This window comes from Micromonospora sp. NPDC057141 (assembly GCF_042670805.1).
Lineage (GTDB): Bacteria > Actinomycetota > Actinomycetes > Mycobacteriales > Micromonosporaceae > Micromonospora.
This window is the reverse complement of the sequence record NZ_JBHUVA010000030.1, coordinates 41,885-60,145: the sequence shown is the minus strand read 5'-3', so window position 1 is coordinate 60,145 and position 18,261 is coordinate 41,885. Positions and strand designations below refer to the sequence as shown.

At 70.5% G+C, this 18,261-nt stretch carries 9 protein-coding genes and 2 CRISPR repeat arrays; of the genes, 8 read left to right on the top strand and 1 reads right to left on the bottom strand.

From position 1 onward, the window contains the following. Positions 1–20: 20 nt before the first annotated feature. The 8 genes from ACFT41_RS17395 (at position 21) to cas2 (ending at position 12,454) form a co-directional block, all read left to right on the top strand. Positions 21–1,889 (top strand): hypothetical protein, encoded by a 1,869-nt coding sequence (locus ACFT41_RS17395; protein WP_377589604.1) that lies wholly within the window; start codon positions 21–23, stop codon positions 1,887–1,889. A gap of 273 nt (positions 1,890–2,162) precedes the next feature. Beyond that, positions 2,163–4,250: a CRISPR direct-repeat array (repeat unit 37 nt; unit sequence GCTGCGCCCGGCCACCGCGCCGGGCGAGGATCGCAAC). A 311-nt stretch (positions 4,251–4,561) separates the two neighbouring features. Continuing rightward, positions 4,562–6,820: a CRISPR-associated helicase Cas3' gene (gene cas3, locus ACFT41_RS17390; RefSeq protein WP_377589852.1), complete on the top strand. Its 2,259-nt coding sequence runs from the start codon at positions 4,562–4,564 to the stop codon at positions 6,818–6,820. Positions 6,821–7,086: 266 nt separating this feature from the next. After that, positions 7,087–7,776, top strand: coding sequence for a type I-C CRISPR-associated protein Cas5c (gene cas5c / locus ACFT41_RS17385; RefSeq protein WP_377589853.1), 690 nt, complete (start codon positions 7,087–7,089; stop codon positions 7,774–7,776). Further along, positions 7,776–9,605 carry a type I-C CRISPR-associated protein Cas8c/Csd1 gene (cas8c, locus tag ACFT41_RS17380; protein WP_377589851.1) on the top strand — a complete coding sequence of 610 codons (1,830 nt, stop codon included), beginning with the start codon at positions 7,776–7,778 and terminating at the stop codon, positions 9,603–9,605. Before cas5c ends, cas8c begins: the two co-directional genes overlap by 1 nt. Continuing rightward, a complete protein-coding gene (gene cas7c, locus ACFT41_RS17375) occupies positions 9,602–10,492 on the top strand; it encodes a type I-C CRISPR-associated protein Cas7/Csd2 (RefSeq protein ID WP_377589850.1) in 891 nt (296 codons plus the stop codon). Before cas8c ends, cas7c begins: the two co-directional genes overlap by 4 nt. Beyond that, the gene (gene cas4, locus ACFT41_RS17370; protein WP_377589849.1) at positions 10,489–11,139 is read left to right on the top strand and encodes a CRISPR-associated protein Cas4; all 651 of its coding nucleotides are present in this window, start codon (positions 10,489–10,491) and stop codon (positions 11,137–11,139) included. Before cas7c ends, cas4 begins: the two co-directional genes overlap by 4 nt. Continuing rightward, on the top strand, positions 11,132–12,160 hold the full coding sequence (gene cas1c, locus ACFT41_RS17365; RefSeq protein ID WP_377589848.1) for a type I-C CRISPR-associated endonuclease Cas1c: 1,029 nt from the start codon (positions 11,132–11,134) through the stop codon (positions 12,158–12,160). Before cas4 ends, cas1c begins: the two co-directional genes overlap by 8 nt. 3 nt (positions 12,161–12,163) lie before the next feature. Continuing rightward, positions 12,164–12,454, top strand: a complete 291-nt coding sequence (gene cas2 / locus ACFT41_RS17360; RefSeq protein WP_377589847.1) for a CRISPR-associated endonuclease Cas2 — start codon at positions 12,164–12,166, stop codon at positions 12,452–12,454. Between the two features lie 124 nt (positions 12,455–12,578). Continuing rightward, a CRISPR array of direct repeats spans positions 12,579–16,921; the repeat unit is 36 nt; unit sequence CTGCGCCCGGCCACCGCGCCGGGCGAGGATCGCAAC. A gap of 239 nt (positions 16,922–17,160) precedes the next feature. On the opposite strand, the gene ACFT41_RS17355 is transcribed toward cas2, so the two are convergent. Then, a complete protein-coding gene (locus ACFT41_RS17355) occupies positions 17,161–18,018 on the bottom strand; it encodes a hypothetical protein (RefSeq protein ID WP_377587490.1) in 858 nt (285 codons plus the stop codon). Between the last annotated feature and the right edge of the window lie 243 nt (positions 18,019–18,261).

The following is an 18,261-nucleotide window of genomic DNA, read 5'->3' as shown; positions in this document are numbered from 1 at the left end:
GGCAGGAGAGGGCGGGCACGGTGAGGTGGCCCCGCCAGGTCGCCACCGCGGCGGCACTCACCACCGTCCTGGCCGGCCCACCGATCGTGCTCGCCCACACCATTGGATGGCCCCTGCCCACCCGCCCCACCCAGGAACAGCTCTACCGGTGGATCAGCGACCCGCTGACCGAGAACACCCTGATCGCCGGCCTGGCCCTGCTCGCCTGGACACTCTGGGCCCTCCTCGCCAGCATCACCCTCCGCGCCACCGCGACACGACTGATCAAGACGGTCCAGCGGCTGCGGCGGGTGCCGCTGCCCACCCCCATGCAGGCCACCGCGACCGGCATGGCCGGCGCCGCCGCCCTCTGGACACCCACCACCACCTCCACCGCGACCATCGACGCACCCACCCCTACCCCCACCCCGACCACCACCAACCACCAGCAGACAGCCGTACCAGGTGTGGACATCCCCGGCGGATGGCTACCCGCCGACACCGCCCAACAGATCGCCGCCGCCAGCGCCCTGGTCTGGCTACGCCGCCGCCGCGCCTACCAACCCCAACCCCCCGGACAACCCCGCGACGACAGCGACCTGACCCCACTACCGCCCACCGTCACCGCCGTCCAAGCCGCCACACCACCCACCACACCACCCACGACCACGCTGGTGTTCCCCACCGGAGGCATCGGCCTGACCGGCCTCGGAGCCGCCGACGCCGCACGCGGCATCCTCCTCACCACCCTGCTCCAAGCCCTCCGCCCCACCGGCCACCCCGCCACCGTCGTCGTTGCCACCAGAGATGACCTCCACAGGCTCCTCGGCCCCCACACTCCGGCCCTGCACCACCTGCCAGGCCTGACGGTCACCGACACCCTCGAAGAGGCCATCACCACCCTTACGCACCTGAGCAACTCGTCCAGCACACCGCCGACGCTGCTCACCCACACATCCACCGACCCCGCCACCGCCGCCCGGCTCGCCACCGCCCTGACCAACACCGTCGGCGTGCTCATCGGTGCCTGGACCCACGGCCACACCTGGCACATCGAAGCCGACGGACGCACCCAGCCCGACACCAGCAGCGACCCGACCCGACTGTGCGTCCTCACCGACACCGCCGCCCGCGACCTGCTCACCGTCCTCGCCCCCACCCCGGCCACACCGCCCGCGACAGCCGTGCCCCGACAACGACCACCCACACCCGCCCCGCCACCCGCACCGCCCCCGCCGAAACCCCTCACCCTGCAAGTCCTCGGCAACCCCACCCTGCGAACAGACGGGACACCAGTGCCCATCCGCCGCAGCGCCGCCCTGCAGATCCTCGTCGCCCTCGCCATCCACCCCGACGGCCGCACCACCCGCGAACTCGCCACCGCGATCTGGCCGGGCCTGGTCCCTCACACCGTCACCCGCCGCCTCTACACCACCCTCAGCGACCTCCGCAAAGACATCACCGCCACCGGCCACCCGAACCCCATCGAACACACCAACGACCGATACCACCTCAACCAGCAGCACATCGACGTCGACCTCTGGCGGCTGGACGCCGCCATCGACCACGCCGCCACCGCGCTCACCGACCCCACCCGCGCCTGCCAAACGGTCATCGACCGCTACACCGGCGACATCGCCGCCCACCACACCTGGCCATGGCTCGACCCCATCCGCGAGAAGACCCGCCGACACGTCATCGACGCCCACATCGCCCTCGCCGACCACACACCCGACCTGACAATGCGACTACACCGGCTCCAAGACGCTCTCCGTGTCGACCCCTACAACGAACACCTCCACCATCTAGCCGCCGACACACTCACTGCGCTCGACAAACCGCAAGACGCCCGGGCCCTCCTCGCCCGCTACCAGCAGAGGCTCGCCGGAATGGCCCCCACGAGAGCCTGACCAACTCGTAGGCCGGCCGACTTGAGGTGATTCATTGGTACGCGGCCTACCCTCGGGTCGGAGTAGAAGGCAAGACTCTGCCCCGCGGGCAATGGAGCAGACTCGTCCCCTTCGGATGGGGTGGCAGGCCGGCCTTTCGTGATCTAGGAACCTGTAGTGAACATGGAATCCCTGGGAGGTTCCGAGCTGGCAAAACCTGTCAATAGTAACGAAAGGTGCCTGCTGGAGGAGCGGCGTCGAACGATTAGGATGCATATCCCCAGTTCGGGAACTGCTGCGCCCGGCCACCGCGCCGGGCGAGGATCGCAACGGTTGGTTCGGGTGGTGCGGTTGACCCCCGGGCCGCGCCGCTGCGCCCGGCCACCGCGCCGGGCGAGGATCGCAACACGACCTCCAGCTTCGGTTCCTGGGCGAAAAGCCGTGCTGCGCCCGGCCACCGCGCCGGGCGAGGATCGCAACCCCGGCTTTCGGGGGATCGTGCCCGTCCACGCCCAGGCTGCGCCCGGCCACCGCGCCGGGCGAGGATCGCAACACCGGCCACTCCGTGGCCCAAGCGACGGGAAGTCCGACGCTGCGCCCGGCCACCGCGCCGGGCGAGGATCGCAACCAGAACACGAGGTCGCCCGGCCTCGCCTTGGCCTTGCTGCGCCCGGCCACCGCGCCGGGCGAGGATCGCAACACCCAGGTTCTGGCCCGGCTGTCGGTGCCCGGCGCGCAGCTGCGCCCGGCCACCGCGCCGGGCGAGGATCGCAACGGCGGCGGCTCTACCCACCAGCGCGACGTCACCATCGCTGCGCCCGGCCACCGCGCCGGGCGAGGATCGCAACGGTCATTGTCGGCTCCCAGGTAGAGGACTGGGCGGCGCGCTGCGCCCGGCCACCGCGCCGGGCGAGGATCGCAACGCGTCCGGGGGTGCTGGTGGCTGGTCGGTGCCCGCGCTGCGCCCGGCCACCGCGCCGGGCGAGGATCGCAACCGGCCCGTGAGGACGATCCCGCGCGGCCAGTCGCGGTGCTGCGCCCGGCCACCGCGCCGGGCGAGGATCGCAACGACGTGTACAGCCGCAGGACCTGACCGGCAGCGTGGCTGCGCCCGGCCACCGCGCCGGGCGAGGATCGCAACGCCGAGGAAGACCAGGCGAAGTACGGCGACCGGTGGCTGCGCCCGGCCACCGCGCCGGGCGAGGATCGCAACGCGATCTCTACCGGCATGGGTCGGTCCTCTCGGGTGCTGCGCCCGGCCACCGCGCCGGGCGAGGATCGCAACCCACTGGCGTTGGCCGACCAGCCCGCCGAGATCCCGGGCTGCGCCCGGCCACCGCGCCGGGCGAGGATCGCAACTAGATGTGCCTAAGTATGTTGATATAGCAAACGACCTAGCTGCGCCCGGCCACCGCGCCGGGCGAGGATCGCAACTGCCCGCGCGGTGCGCGACTCCCCGTCGGTCGACCAGGCTGCGCCCGGCCACCGCGCCGGGCGAGGATCGCAACTTACCGCGCTCGTGGCGGTCGCCAGCCTCGGCCTCGCTGCGCCCGGCCACCGCGCCGGGCGAGGATCGCAACTGCCCGTCGTCGCCGGCCACGCCGACGACTTCAACTCGCTGCGCCCGGCCACCGCGCCGGGCGAGGATCGCAACATGCCCAACGGCGCCGACGACGTGTCTGCGGTCGAGCTGCGCCCGGCCACCGCGCCGGGCGAGGATCGCAACTCCACCACGCCGATCCGCGGTACGGTCTGCGCCGCGGCTGCGCCCGGCCACCGCGCCGGGCGAGGATCGCAACGGCGGTGGGGCTGTGAACACCGGCGACAAACTCGCCATGCTGCGCCCGGCCACCGCGCCGGGCGAGGATCGCAACGACCGGGCCCGCGTACGGCGACGCGCGCCGGGGCCTGCTGCGCCCGGCCACCGCGCCGGGCGAGGATCGCAACACCGTGGGTCGGGTGGTGGATGCGGTGCCGGCGGTGCTGCGCCCGGCCACCGCGCCGGGCGAGGATCGCAACACCCACGACGTCTACCTCAAGCTGTATCAGCTCTCGAGCTGCGCCCGGCCACCGCGCCGGGCGAGGATCGCAACCGCGACGAGCACGGCCAGATCCGTGACTGGGAGGCGCTGCGCCCGGCCACCGCGCCGGGCGAGGATCGCAACACCGTGCAGGCGTACCGGACCGGGTCGGCGTCGACCGCTGCGCCCGGCCACCGCGCCGGGCGAGGATCGCAACTGCTTGTTGCCGTCGCACTCGGGGCACTCGTTGAGCTGCTGCGCCTGGCCATCGTGCCGGGTGAGATCGCAACGCTGCGTTCGACGTGGTCGTCTACGCCCATGGCGCTGCGCCCCGGCCACGGGACCGGGTTAGGGTCGCAACGTCAGGTTGGATAGGCCCCGGCTTTATCGAGGTGCTGGGCGAAGCCTGAGTGGTATGCCCTAGATGGCGACCCGTGGCTCCGCGCGACGTTGGCCCTGGCGGTGACGCCCTTTGCGTCGCACTCGGTGACGGTCCCAATCTTGACCCGACGCTGGGTAACGGGGTTCTGAGTCTGCTACTTACGGTGGTGACGGCCTCGTATTACCTTGGGCGCCGGTCAAACCACAATCGGCTGATACTCCGCGAGGTTTCTGGTGTCCAGTTCCCGATCGATCGGTGGCGGGATTCGGCGAGGTGCGTAGGGTCCGTCCGTGTCTTCTCTGTGGGCGCATAGCCCTGCTCCTGGCACGAGCCGTTGGCATCGGCTCGCTGATCATCTTCGTAGCACTGCGGAGCTGGCGCGTAGCTTTACAGCCGCCTTCGGTGGTGGTGAGGTGGGGTACTGGCTTGGCGCGTTGCATGACGTGGGCAAGGCGTCGTGTGCCTGGCAGGACAAGCTGGCTGCTGTCGCGTCCACCGGTCGGTCGGTTGGCACCGACCACAAGTCATTCGGAACCCGGATCGCGCACGAGCGTGGGCTCGGTCCGTTCGCTGGTGCGATCTTCGGCCATCATGGTGGTCTGATCGATGGGCCTGACCTGCAGGGAGCGTTCCGTCGGCGGCTCGCTGAGGCGCCCGGCAATGTGCTGTCCGCTGAGCGGGAGTTGCCGGGGTTGTTGCCGGACTTGCCCGAGCGGTTCGACCCTCTCGTCCCGGTTGACTGGCGGGAAGACCGCCTGGCAGGGGAGATGGCGCTGCGTCTGTGTTACAGCGCTCTGGTCGACGCGGACAGCCTGGACACCGCCGCGCACTTTCAGGGGCTGGCCAGCCCGCGCGTACGTCCAGACGCTGATCTTGGTTACCTCTACAAGTTGTTCGAGCGTCGGCGGGGTGAGGAGCTGGTCGGGCGTGGTGGCACTGCGATCGGCAGTTTGAGGGAGCGGGTATACGTGGACTGCCTCGCGGCGGCCGAGCGAGATCGTGGGGTGTTTCGCCTTGGTGCGCCGACTGGGGCGGGGAAGACCCTGGCAAGCGGTGGGTTCGCGTTGCGGCACGCGGAGAAGCATGGTCTGCGTCGGGTGATCGTGGCGGTCCCGTTTCTCACCATCACCGAGCAGAATGCTGCCGTCTATCGTCGGTTGCTCGACGAGGAGGGCGCAGAGCCGGCGGTCCTTGAGCATCACAGCCAGGCTGACTTCGATGACCCGGCAGTGGGCCGGTGGGCGCGGTTGGCTGCCGAGAACTGGGACGCGCCGTTCGTCGTCACGACTTTCGTCCGGCTCTTCGAGTCGTTGTACGCCCGTAAGCCGTCGGCGATGCGTCGGGTGCATCGGCTGGCCAACTCGGTGATCGTGCTGGACGAGGTGCAGGCGCTGCCGCATGCGATGCTCGTGCCGATTCTTGATGGGATCCGGCTGCTGGTGCGGCACTTCGGCGCGACCGTGCTGCTGTCCTCGGCCACGCAGCCGAGCTTTTGGGCGTTGGATGAGTTCAAGGATGTGTCCTGCACGGACCTGGTGCACGACACTCCGAAGCTGGTCAGTGATCTGCGACGGGTGCGCTACGAGTGGCAGCTCGACCCGCGCCCAACGTTGGCCGACATCGCCGACCAGGCCGTCGCGGAACCGTCGGCGCTGGTCGTGGTGAACACGACAGCGAACGCGAAGGCGGTGTACGAGCGGTGGCGTGACATCGAGCCGGACGATGTGGCCTGGCACCTGTCCACCCGAATGTGCCCGGCCCACCGGCGGCGGGTGCTCGAGCAGGTGCGGGCACGCCTTGGCCGGGGCGAGCGTGTCCTGCTCGTGGCCACCCAACTGATCGAGGCCGGAGTAGACGTCGACTACCCGGTCGTGTTCCGGGCGCTCGCGCCTGCGGACTCGCTACTGCAGGCGGCCGGGCGCGCCAACCGTGAGGGGACGATCGCGGAAGGCGGGCGCGTCGTGGTGTTCGCGCCAGAAGACGGCGGGCAACCGCCGGCATACAAGACGTTGGTCGGTTGCACCGAGCGTCAGTTCGGGCCGGACAAGGCCGACCCCGACGACGTGGCGGCCCTGGGACGTTACTACCGCAATGTGTACAGCGAGCTTAATCTCGCCGATGGCCAGCATGTCGGGCAGCGCATCCAACGGGCTCGCCAGCGGTGGGAGTTCCAGACCGTGGCCGAGGGGCCGATGGACGCGAGCACCAAGTCGCGGGATCGGAAGCTGGCATTCCGGATCATCGACGACGACGGGATCAGCGTGGTGACCCCGCAGGGGGCCGAGACACCTGAACTGCGGCGTGAACTGGAGCAGTTGATCGTGGAGCTGCGCCAGGCACCGGTTGCGGACCTGGCGAAGCTGCGGCGTCTGCAGGCGTACACGACGAGCCTTCACCCCAGCGTCCTGAAGGGGCCTGGCGTGACAGCGCTACTGCGGCCGATCTTCGGTAACGAGGTGCGGCGGGGCGCGTTGGTCGAATGGCTCGGTGAGTACGACGACGCGACGGGGATCAACCTTGACCCGAATCTGGAGCAGTTCGTCATCTGACGATGACTGCGCTGCTGGGCGAGCGCGAAAAGTATGGACGAAGGTCCATGCCGGGTGAGTGTCTTTCTGTGGTGTTGGTGGACCTGGGGCTGCCGTCAGCGTCAACTGGCTGACGGCTGGGCTTATGAATCACTGGTTCTTGTCATACCGGTCGTGGATTCTCGCACCTGTTGTGTGAGGCGACGGTCGGTTCTGTGGTTTGGTCCTTTGTCGATCAGGTGTTCGACTGGTTCTGGCGTGGGAGGGATTGTGCTGTGACGACGGATGTGGTCAACGGGGTGGTGCTGCGGCGAAGCGCGGAGGGTGATCTGCCGGTTGTGGTGCAGGTCAGCGGTGAGGCGGCGTTGTTCTCGCGGCCGGAGTTGAAGGTGGAGCGGGTCAGTTATCCGGTGATGACGCCGTCCGCCGCGGTGGGGGTTCTCGAATCGATCTTCTGGAAGCCGGAGATGCGGTACCAGATCGTGGCGATCGAGGTGCTCAAGCCGGTGAGGCAGTTCTCGGTTCGGCGTAACGAGACCTCTGACGTGGCGCCTCTGGCGGAGGCGGTGAAGGGTACCCGCAGGGTCGACACCGCGGCGCATCGTGACCAGCGCAACGCTGTCTGTCTGCGTGATGTGGCGTATCGGATCCATGCCCACATCGAGTTGGCGGCGCACGCGGACAAGCCCGTCGCGGCGTATCGGGATCAGCTTCGTCGTCGGGTCCGTAAGGGGGCGTGCTTCCAGCAGCCGTACCTCGGCACCCGGGAGTTCAGCGCGGAGTTCGGCTGGCCGGACGACACGCCGCGGGCGGACGTCAACGAGGAGGTCGGCATCATGTTGCACTCCGTGCACCGTGACGGGAATCCGGGCCAGCCGCGGATGGAGTGGTTCGCCGCCCGGGTCGTCGCCGGGGTGCTGTCCGTGCCGGAACGCGGGATCGAGTTGGCGCTTCCGATGGAAGGCCAGGTCGCCTAGTGCTGCTGCAGCGGCTGGTGGAGTACGCCGACACCAGCGGGGACAACACCCCAAAGTTCTACGCACGCAAACCGGTGCGGTGGAGCCTGGACCTCGACGGCAGCGGCGTGCCGCGGGGAGGCTTTGTCGACACGGCGAACAAGGACGACCCCGGCCATCGATTCGGTGCGTCGCGGCTGGTGCCGGCGGTGACCCGTACCGCCGGGATCTCACCGGTGCTCGCGGTCGACAACGGCGAGTACGTCTTCGGTTGGCTGTCGGAGGGGGCCAAACCGGAGCGGGTCGCGAAGCAGCACGACGCGTTCCGCGCCCTGATCACCGCGTGGGCCGCCGCCGAGCCAGATGGTCCGGGTCCGGCCATCGTCGCCTTCTACCGGGACGGGCACGCCGGCAGGCTCGCGCCACCGCCCGGCTGGGTCAGGGGAGACCTGATCGGCTTCTCGATCGACGGGGAGTACGCGGCGGACACCGCGCCGGCGCGACGGTTCTGGGCCGAGGTAGCCGGTGACCGGAAGGGGTCGGGGCGCTCGGGCCTGTGTCTGGTCTGTGGGCAGGTGCAGCCGTTGCTGCAGACGGTGCCGCAGCTGATCCCCCGGCGGTGGGTGCCCGGCGCCACCCAGAACGCGTCGCTGGTCAGCATGAACGAGGCCGCGCACGGCTACGAGCTGCAGACGTCGCTGACGAACACCCCGATCTGCGCCGACTGCGGCCTGAAGTTCACGACCGCGTTGACCGGTCTGCTCTCCGACCCGCTACACAGCACCGCGCTGTCGGGGCAGAACGCCCGGCTCGCCTGGTGGGTGCTGGGCGGGTCGACCTTCGACCCGTGGGCGACCGTCGAGCAACTGGACCCCGCCCAGATCCGCAACCTGCTCGCCGGCCCTGCCGACGGCACGGAGGCGACGGTCGACGACCTATCGCGGTACTGCTCGGTGACGGTGGGCGGCAACGTCGCCCGGGTGGTCGTCCGGGACTGGGTCGAGCAGCCGATCAGCCAGGTGAAGGACAACATCCGGTCCTGGTACGACGACCACCAGATCGTCGACGCCTGGACCGGTGAGGTGGTGCGGATCAAGGTCTCCCAGCTGGCCCGGGCGGCCGGGCGGTTCGAAGCCGGCCGTAACGGCGGCCCCGGGAACTGGACCAAGTTCGGCGCGTCCGGCGAACACCGCCCGCCCGACATGTTCCACCGGCTCCTGCGCGCCGCGCTGCTCAAGCAGCCGCTGCCACCGAAACTGCTCCACCACGTCATCAACCGGATCCGTATCGACGGCCGGCTCGACCCGGCCCGCGCCGCGCTGATCCGGCTGGCCCTGCGCCGCCACCCGACCCTGCCCGCACATGAACGAGAGAGGCTGACGCCGACCTTGAACGTCGAGCACAAGCAGCCGCCGGCCTACGTCGCCGGCCGCATCTTCGCCGTCATGGACGACCTGCAACGGACCGTGTCCCGGGTCGCCGACCAGCGCCTCAACACCACCTTCGCCGAACGCTACTTCGGCCGGGCCATCGACAACCCGCAGGTCGTCATCGTCTCCGGCCGCCGCACCGTGCAGGCATGGCTCAAACGGCTACGCGGGCCCCTGCGCCGACCGACCTGGTCGAACGCGTACGAGAGGCGCCTCGACGACCTGTTCGTCCAGCTCGACACGATCCCCAGCGCCGCAGTGCTGACCGACAAGGCCCAGTTCATCCTCGGCTACCACCAGCAACGCGCCGAGATGCGCACCGAACGGCTCGCCGCCGCCGCGAACAAGAAGAACACCGACCTGCCCCCCGAGCCGAACGACGTGGCCCCAACCACCGACGACGAAGGAGACGACGCATGAGCGCCGCGCACCTGGACCCGACCCGCCGCCACGACGCCGTCCTGCTGTTCGACGTCACCGACGGCAACCCCAACGGCGACCCGGACGCCGGCAACCAGCCACGCACCGACGACGAGAGCGGACAGGGCCTGGTCACCGACGTCGCGATCAAGCGCAAGATCCGCGACACCGTGTCGCTGCTGCGCGGCGACGACCCCCGCTACGGCATCTTCGTCGAAGCCGGCCACGCCCTCAACACCCGCATCGAGGGCGCCTTCACCGCCAACCCGCCCAAGGTCAGCAACAAGCCGACCCCCGCCGAGGCCGCGGCCGCCCAGCAGTGGCTCTGCGAGCACTACTTCGACGTGCGGATGTTCGGCGCCGTGCTCAGCACCGGCAAGGGCGGCGGCGCCGGGCAGGTCCGCGGCCCGCTGCAGCTCACCTTCGCCCGCAGCATCGACCCGATCGTGCCCACCGACCACACCATCACCCGGGTCACCCAGACCCGACAGGACGACATCGACAAGGGGGAACGCACCGAGATCGGCTCCAAGTGGACCGTCCCGTACGGCCTGTACCGCACGCACGTGTTCTACTCCGCCCCCCGCGCGACCAAGACCGGCGTGACCAGCGACGACCTGGCCGCCCTGTGGCAGGCCATGACGGTCATGTTCGACCACGACCGGGCCGCCACCCGCGGCGAGATGAAACTGTGCGGGCTGTACGTGTTCAGCCACCCCGACGCCCTCGGTGTCGCCCCCTCGGCCGCCCTCACCCAACGCATCACCCTCACCCGCGCCAACGACGACAAGGCGCCGCGCACCCACACCGACTACACCCGCCACATCAACGAGGCGGAACTGCCCGACGGCGTCACGCTGACCAAACTGGTCGACCTCTGGCCGTGACCGGCCACCACCTGACGGACAGCGGCACCGACCTGCGGGAGGTGCCGCTGTCCGCGCTCGAGCACTACGCCTACTGCCGCCGCCAGACGGCGCTGATCCACGTCGAGGGCGTCTGGTCGGAAAACGTCGAGACCGTCCGCGGCGACCTCAGCCACACCACCGTCGACCTACCCGGCATCCAACGCCGCCGAGGCCTCACCGTGATCCGGTCCCTACCCGTATGGAGCCACACCCACGGCCTACGCGGCATCTGCGACATCGTCGAGTTCGACAACGACACCGCCACACCTGTGGAGTACAAGGTCGGACGGTACAAACCCGGCGGCCCCGCCGAGCTGCAACTCGGCGGACAGGCACTTTGCCTGATCGAAGCCGGCCTCCACGTGCCGACCGGCTACATCTACTCCGTCGCCGAACGGCGCCGACACCCCGTACCCATCGACACCGACCTCCTCGACCGCGTCATCGCCGCCACCAAAGCCGTACGACGCCTGCTGGACACCCCGACCCTGCCCGCCGCCCGCAACGACGCCCGCTGCCGCCGCTGCTCCCTACGCGAGGACTGCCTGCCCGAACTGACCGACGGCCAGCGACACACCCACCCCAACCTGTTGACCCCACGACCATTGGGACAGTGGCGTGACTGAGCTCCTCAACACCCTCTACGTGCAAACCCCCGGCACCCACCTCCGCCTCGACGGCGACACCGTCCGGATCTACCACCCCGACCAACCCGAACGCCGACTACTACCACTCGTCCGCCTCGACCACCTGGTCCTGTTCAGCGGAGTCACCCCCACCGACGACCTCCTCCTGCGCTGCGCCGACGACGGACGCTCCGTCAGCTGGCTCACCGGCAGCGGACGCTTCCGCGCCGGCCTGGTCGGCCCCACCCACGGCAACCCACTGCTACGCCAAGCCCAACACCGCGCCGCCGACTCACCAACACGGCAGCTACCGATCGCGGTCGCCATCGTCGCCGGCAAGATACACAACGCCCGACAAGTCCTCCTACGCACCGCCCGAGACGCCAGCGGACACCGCCAGACCACGCTGCGGGCCAGTGCCGAACTCCTAGCCGGACGCCTCGAACTCCTCACCACCGCAGCCAACACCAACGAAATCCTCGGCGTCGAAGGCATCGCCGCCCGCGACTACTTCGCCGCCATGCCCTACCTGCTCACCGACAACAAAGACTGGAAGGCCTCCGGACGCAACAAACGACCCCCCACCGACCCGCTCAACTGCCTGCTCTCCTTCCTCTACGGCATGCTGCGCGTCGCCGTACAAGGCGCACTCGAACAGGTCGGACTCGACCCCTACATCGGCTACCTGCACGCCGTCCGACCCGGCAAACCCGCCCTCGCCCTGGACCTGATGGAAGAGTTCCGACCACTGCTGGCCGACCGACTCGCACTCACCATGCTCAACAGACGAGAACTCACCCCCACCGACTTCGAAGCGCTACCGAACGGGGCCTACCGACTCACCGACAGCGGACGCAAAACCGTACTGGCCGCCTGGCAGCAAAGCAGACAACGCGACTGGCCACACGCACAACTCGGCCGGCAAGTACCCGCCGCCCTGCTGCCCCTCGTCCAGGCCAGACTCCTCGCACGTCACCTCCGCGGCGACCTGACCGCCTACCAGCCGTGGACGGTGAACTAACCTATGGACCTCCTCGTCACATACGACGTCGAGACAGTCACCCCACAAGGCCAACGCCGACTCCGCAAAGTCGCCAAGATCTGCGAGGCATACGGACACCGCGTACAGAAGTCAGTGTTCGAGGTGGTCTGCCGCGAAACCGACAAGGTACGCCTCGTCGCCGCCCTCCAAGAGGTCATCGACCCCACCCAGGACACCATCCGGATCTACCACCTACCAGCCCAAGCACTCGACGACATCGAACACCTCGGCAAACCACGGGCGATCGACCCACGAGGACCGTTGGTGATCTAGGAACCCCAAGTGAACACGGAACGCCGGGGGGTTCCGAACCAAAGAATAGGCATCAAATGGGTAAAACGGACTATGGGCAAGTCGCCATCCCATTGGCATGCGACTATCTTTGCTGCTCGTGAACCTGCGCCCGGCCACCGCGCCGGGCGAGGATCGCAACAGCCGCCGCCGGGTCGACGGTGAGCCGGTGGTGCCCGTTGCGCCCGGCCACCGCGCCGGGCGAGGATCGCAACGTCATCTGTAACTCCTCGGTCAGTCCGGCGGAACACAACTGCGCCCGGCCACCGCGCCGGGCGAGGATCGCAACTCGGATGGTGGCGCACGTGTGTCGGGGTTTCGTCGTCTGCGCCCGGCCACCGCGCCGGGCGAGGATCGCAACGCGTGGGCGATGATGCTGGCAGTGTGGACGAAGCCGGCTGCGCCCGGCCACCGCGCCGGGCGAGGATCGCAACGAGGTGGTAGGTGCAGATGCGGGCGGTGGTGGCGTCTGCGCCCGGCCACCGCGCCGGGCGAGGATCGCAACCCTGCTCGCCCGAGGCAATCAGTTGATGGCGCTCGGGGCTGCGCCCGGCCACCGCGCCGGGCGAGGATCGCAACCTGGAGGTCCCTGCTCATCTGGTATTCCGCCATCGCCCCTGCGCCCGGCCACCGCGCCGGGCGAGGATCGCAACCAGACCGTCTGGAGCGCCGTGTGGACGGCGGGCAACTGCGCCCGGCCACCGCGCCGGGCGAGGATCGCAACAGGGCATGTGCTGGCTGCTGATGCGGCAGGGCCGGATCCTGCGCCCGGCCACCGCGCCGGGCGAGGATCGCAACTCGTCGCCGCGCTGGCGGTGGCCGAGCGATACCCGGCTGCGCCCGGCCACCGCGCCGGGCGAGGATCGCAACCTCGTGCGCGAGATACGCGCTGGTGACCCTGGAGACGCTCTGCGCCCGGCCACCGCGCCGGGCGAGGATCGCAACATTCCACCGACGAGATCGGCCGGGTCTCCGAGAAGGACCTGCGCCCGGCCACCGCGCCGGGCGAGGATCGCAACATGGCAGCCCTCATCACCCCGTAGGGAATGCGCCGCCTGCGCCCGGCCACCGCGCCGGGCGAGGATCGCAACACCGAACTCGCCGACGGCCTGTACGGCGAGGGCCGCTGCGCCCGGCCACCGCGCCGGGCGAGGATCGCAACCTCGGGGTTGACCGTGCCGGTGATCGCGGCGACCTTCTGCGCCCGGCCACCGCGCCGGGCGAGGATCGCAACCAGGTCGGCGGACACGATGGCGGCCAGGTCCTTGGCGGCTGCGCCCGGCCACCGCGCCGGGCGAGGATCGCAACGACCCGTCGGCGGAACTGTCCGCGCCCCGGGAGACGAACTGCGCCCGGCCACCGCGCCGGGCGAGGATCGCAACGCGCCGGTGCCGGAGCCAGTCGAGGTGGGGGCCGAGCTGCGCCCGGCCACCGCGCCGGGCGAGGATCGCAACAGGGCCAGCGCGCAGGTCGACGGCTGCGAGTTGCCGCCCTGCGCCCGGCCACCGCGCCGGGCGAGGATCGCAACCGTGGATACGGCAGCAACCGGCGCGTCCACCAGACTGCGCCCGGCCACCGCGCCGGGCGAGGATCGCAACCGGGCCGAGGCGCGGCAGCACTCGATGCAGGCGGCCTGCGCCCGGCCACCGCGCCGGGCGAGGATCGCAACTCCCGGGTGTCCGCCCAGAAGTTCGTGAGCTGCCCGACTGCGCCCGGCCACCGCGCCGGGCGAGGATCGCAACGTTGAGGATGGTGCCGTCTGTGGCGATGAGCCGCCAGCTGCGCCCGGCCACCGCGCCGGGCGAGGATCGCAACGCCGAGCTGACGACCAACCTGTACGCGATCCACCCGACTGCGCCCGGCCACCGCGCCGGGCGAGGATCGCAACCGGCCGGGCCGCCGTCGTCGTCGCCTACGTGGCCACCTGCGCCCGGCCACCGCGCCGGGCGAGGATCGCAACCTTCGTCGCCTCGACAATCGGCGCCGGGTCCGCCAGTCTGCGCCCGGCCACCGCGCCGGGCGAGGATCGCAACGCTGGCATGGCGGAGCCGGGTGCGGCCGACAACCACTGCGCCCGGCCACCGCGCCGGGCGAGGATCGCAACCCAGGACGTCACCTCGTCGACCACCCTCGTCGACAGCTCCTGCGCCCGGCCACCGCGCCGGGCGAGGATCGCAACCGTTCGGGTGATCCCGTAGTTGAGACTCCCACGCCATCTGCGCCCGGCCACCGCGCCGGGCGAGGATCGCAACCGCTGGTCACCGTCGGTGCAGATCACTTCCACGGCGTCTGCGCCCGGCCACCGCGCCGGGCGAGGATCGCAACCTTTTCGGATGAGTACGACGCGCTCTCCGTCGCGCTCTGCGCCCGGCCACCGCGCCGGGCGAGGATCGCAACCGGGAGGTGTCCGACCGGATCGCCCCGGTCGTCATCTGCGCCCGGCCACCGCGCCGGGCGAGGATCGCAACCTGTGTGACCCGTCGGTCCGCGAGACGTGGCCGGCCTGCGCCCGGCCACCGCGCCGGGCGAGGATCGCAACCCCGGCGTACACCGTGGTGTAGGTGGGGGTGATGACGCTGCGCCCGGCCACCGCGCCGGGCGAGGATCGCAACCTGGGCGTCCCAGGCCGGCCCGTCGTCGTCGAACCACTGCGCCCGGCCACCGCGCCGGGCGAGGATCGCAACAAGGACACCGACGGCGCTGACTACGTGTGCGGTCAGCTGCGCCCGGCCACCGCGCCGGGCGAGGATCGCAACTTCGGCCGGGACTGCCGTACCGTCACCCCGCCCGTGCTGCGCCCGGCCACCGCGCCGGGCGAGGATCGCAACCGGCTGGTCGCGCACCGCATCATCTTCGGCACCCACCTGCGCCCGGCCACCGCGCCGGGCGAGGATCGCAACCACGAGTAGCCGAGCGTCTCCCGGATCAGGTCCGTCTGCGCCCGGCCACCGCGCCGGGCGAGGATCGCAACTTCGCGGACGCCGACCCGAGCGACTTCGCCGTGCTGCTGCGCCCGGCCACCGCGCCGGGCGAGGATCGCAACTTCTCCTTGGCCATGTCGGCCCGTCCTCTCGGTTGTGCTGCGCCCGGCCACCGCGCCGGGCGAGGATCGCAACGAGTTGAACAGGGCCATGCCCTCGACCACCCCGAGCTGCGCCCGGCCACCGCGCCGGGCGAGGATCGCAACACCATCACCGGCGGCCGGATCCTGCTCGTCGGTCTGGCTGCGCCCGGCCACCGCGCCGGGCGAGGATCGCAACGCTCATGTGGACCTTCGCCCAGTCGGGGGTCATCTTGCTGCGCCCGGCCACCGCGCCGGGCGAGGATCGCAACGGGACCGTGGTGCCCACCCGCACGTCGGAGCGCAGGTGCTGCGCCCGGCCACCGCGCCGGGCGAGGATCGCAACCTGGGCCAGACCGTAGGCGGCGGCCGGGTGGGGGTGCTGCGCCCGGCCACCGCGCCGGGCGAGGATCGCAACCAGATGGAGCGTTTCCTCTGGAACGCGTCCACCTACGGCTGCGCCCGGCCACCGCGCCGGGCGAGGATCGCAACGTGGTCGTCTTCATGCGGCTCGGGTCTCCTCGGTCGTGCTGCGCCCGGCCACCGCGCCGGGCGAGGATCGCAACCACCCCTGGAAGCGATGCGAAAATTCGTCTCCGCCTTGCTGCGCCCGGCCACCGCGCCGGGCGAGGATCGCAACGACCAGTCCCGCTACGACGACGGCCGGATGGTCAGCGAGCTGCGCCCGGCCACCGCGCCGGGCGAGGATCGCAACGGCACGTACCAGCTCCGCGACGGCTCCGGACGGGTCGCTGCGCCCGGCCACCGCGCCGGGCGAGGATCGCAACGAGGTCAAGCTGGCCGAACTGAACGCCATCGACGACGCTGCGCCCGGCCACCGCGCCGTGCTGCGCCCGGCCACCGCGCCGTGCTGCGCCCGGCCACCGCGCCGTGCTGCGCCCGGCCCCCACGCCGTGCTGCGCCCGGCCCCCACGCCGGGCGAGGATCGCAACCGCACGGGCCCGGACGGGTCCCCGACGAGCCGGGGCACGCTGCGCCCGGCCACCGCGCCGGGCGAGGATCGCAACCAGGTTCACGGTCATCTCCCTCAGTTGCTCGGTGGTGCTGCGCCCGGCCACCGCGCCGGGCGAGGATCGCAACCCCGATCAGCAGGCCGCACGGCTGCGCACGCTGGCGGGCTGCGCCCGGCCACCGCGCCGGGCGAGGATCGCAACCCGCTGCCGTCCGGCTGGTACTTCGGGCCGACCGAGCTGCGCCCGGCCACTGCGCCGGGCGAGGATCGCAACACATGTTCGGACAGGTAGATGGTGAAGACATCCTGTGCTGAGCCCGGCCACCGCGCCGGGCGAGGATCGCAACCGGGCCGGGCCGAGGCCGGCGTCACGGGCGGCTGCGCCTGGCCACCGCGCCGGGCGCGGATCGCAACCTGCTCAGGCACAAGATCACTGTGCGGCCGTACCTCGCTGCGCCCGGCCATCACACCGGCGAGGGTCGGCCGGTCCGAATGGGCACCGAGGTGCTGGCCGGTGTCTGCGCGCCGCCGCCGCTCCGATTAGCGCAGGTGGCACCGGCGCACCACCGGTCCAACCTGCGGCAGGGCGAGCTTGTCCGACGAGGCGGCGCACCGCGTCTGCGGTGCGCCGCGTAGGCGGGTTCTTTCCGGTTGTCAGAAGGATGTGGTGTACGGGCGCTTGGGCGTGTTGTCGAACGGCTCGAACAGGCTGGTGATCGTCGTTGGGTGTAGCTTGCCCGGGTTGGTCATCAGCATGGCGTAGTCGCTGTCCTGGAAGAGCGTGTTCAGGATGCCTTCCCAGTCGTAGTCGGCGGTGGATTCGGGGAGTTGTTTCAGGTCGTCGTCGAAGGTGCCGAGTTCGAGTTCGATGGCTGCGCGGTCGGTCATGAGGTGCAGGGCCATCTCTTCGGCGTTGGTGCGTGGGTGGGGCTCTGTGCCGTGGGCGAGGTCGGCGGCCAGGTCGAGGAACGCGGTGCGGAACCGGTCCACCGCGGCCGGGGACAGATGCTGAAAGAACGGTGGGAACTCTTCCCAGCCGTCCGGGTCCTCCGACGCCGACGTGACCTCGTCGCTGAGGATTTCGGCAGCGGTGTGGAGGAGCAGCGCGGTCCGTGGGGTGATCACTGGCGGTATGCAGGTGTCGCATTCGCCGTTGTCGCAGGCATCGCAGTCGAGGCATCCATCGGCGCACGTCGTGCAGGTGTCGCATCCATCTGTTGGGCAGCCGGTGACCGGGAAGCTGGCGAGTCCGGCGGTCGCTCGGCGTCGCAGGTGCATGGCCAGGGCATGAGGGCTAGCGTCGAGGGCGTCGAGGATCGAGGTGACCGCGGCGCGGACCGGGCCGGGCTCGGCGTCGAGCGCGGTCAGCAACCGGTCCCGGGTCCGCTGGGGCGGGTGTCCGACGCTCAGCAGGTTCAGCAGATCCGCGATGGTGTCGGCCCGTCCTGCGGTGGGGAACGTGGCCAGCGCCTCCACTGTTTCCCCGCTGCCGTGGTCGACGATGGCGAACACCCGGTGGGTGCTGGCGGTGTGCTTCGGCAGGAAGCCGTGGTAGATCGTCTTCATTGGAGGGTTCCGTTCGATGGGCGGGCGCACTCAACGTGCGGGCGCTCCGCTAGGAAAAGGGAGCATGAGGGGCTGCACGTCGCGGTACGTCCACAACGCCGTTGCCCAGGAAGATTCGTGGCTGCTTGCCAGGGTTCGGCCCTGGCCGCGTAACCAGATACTTGACTATCAGATTCCGACCTACCGGGC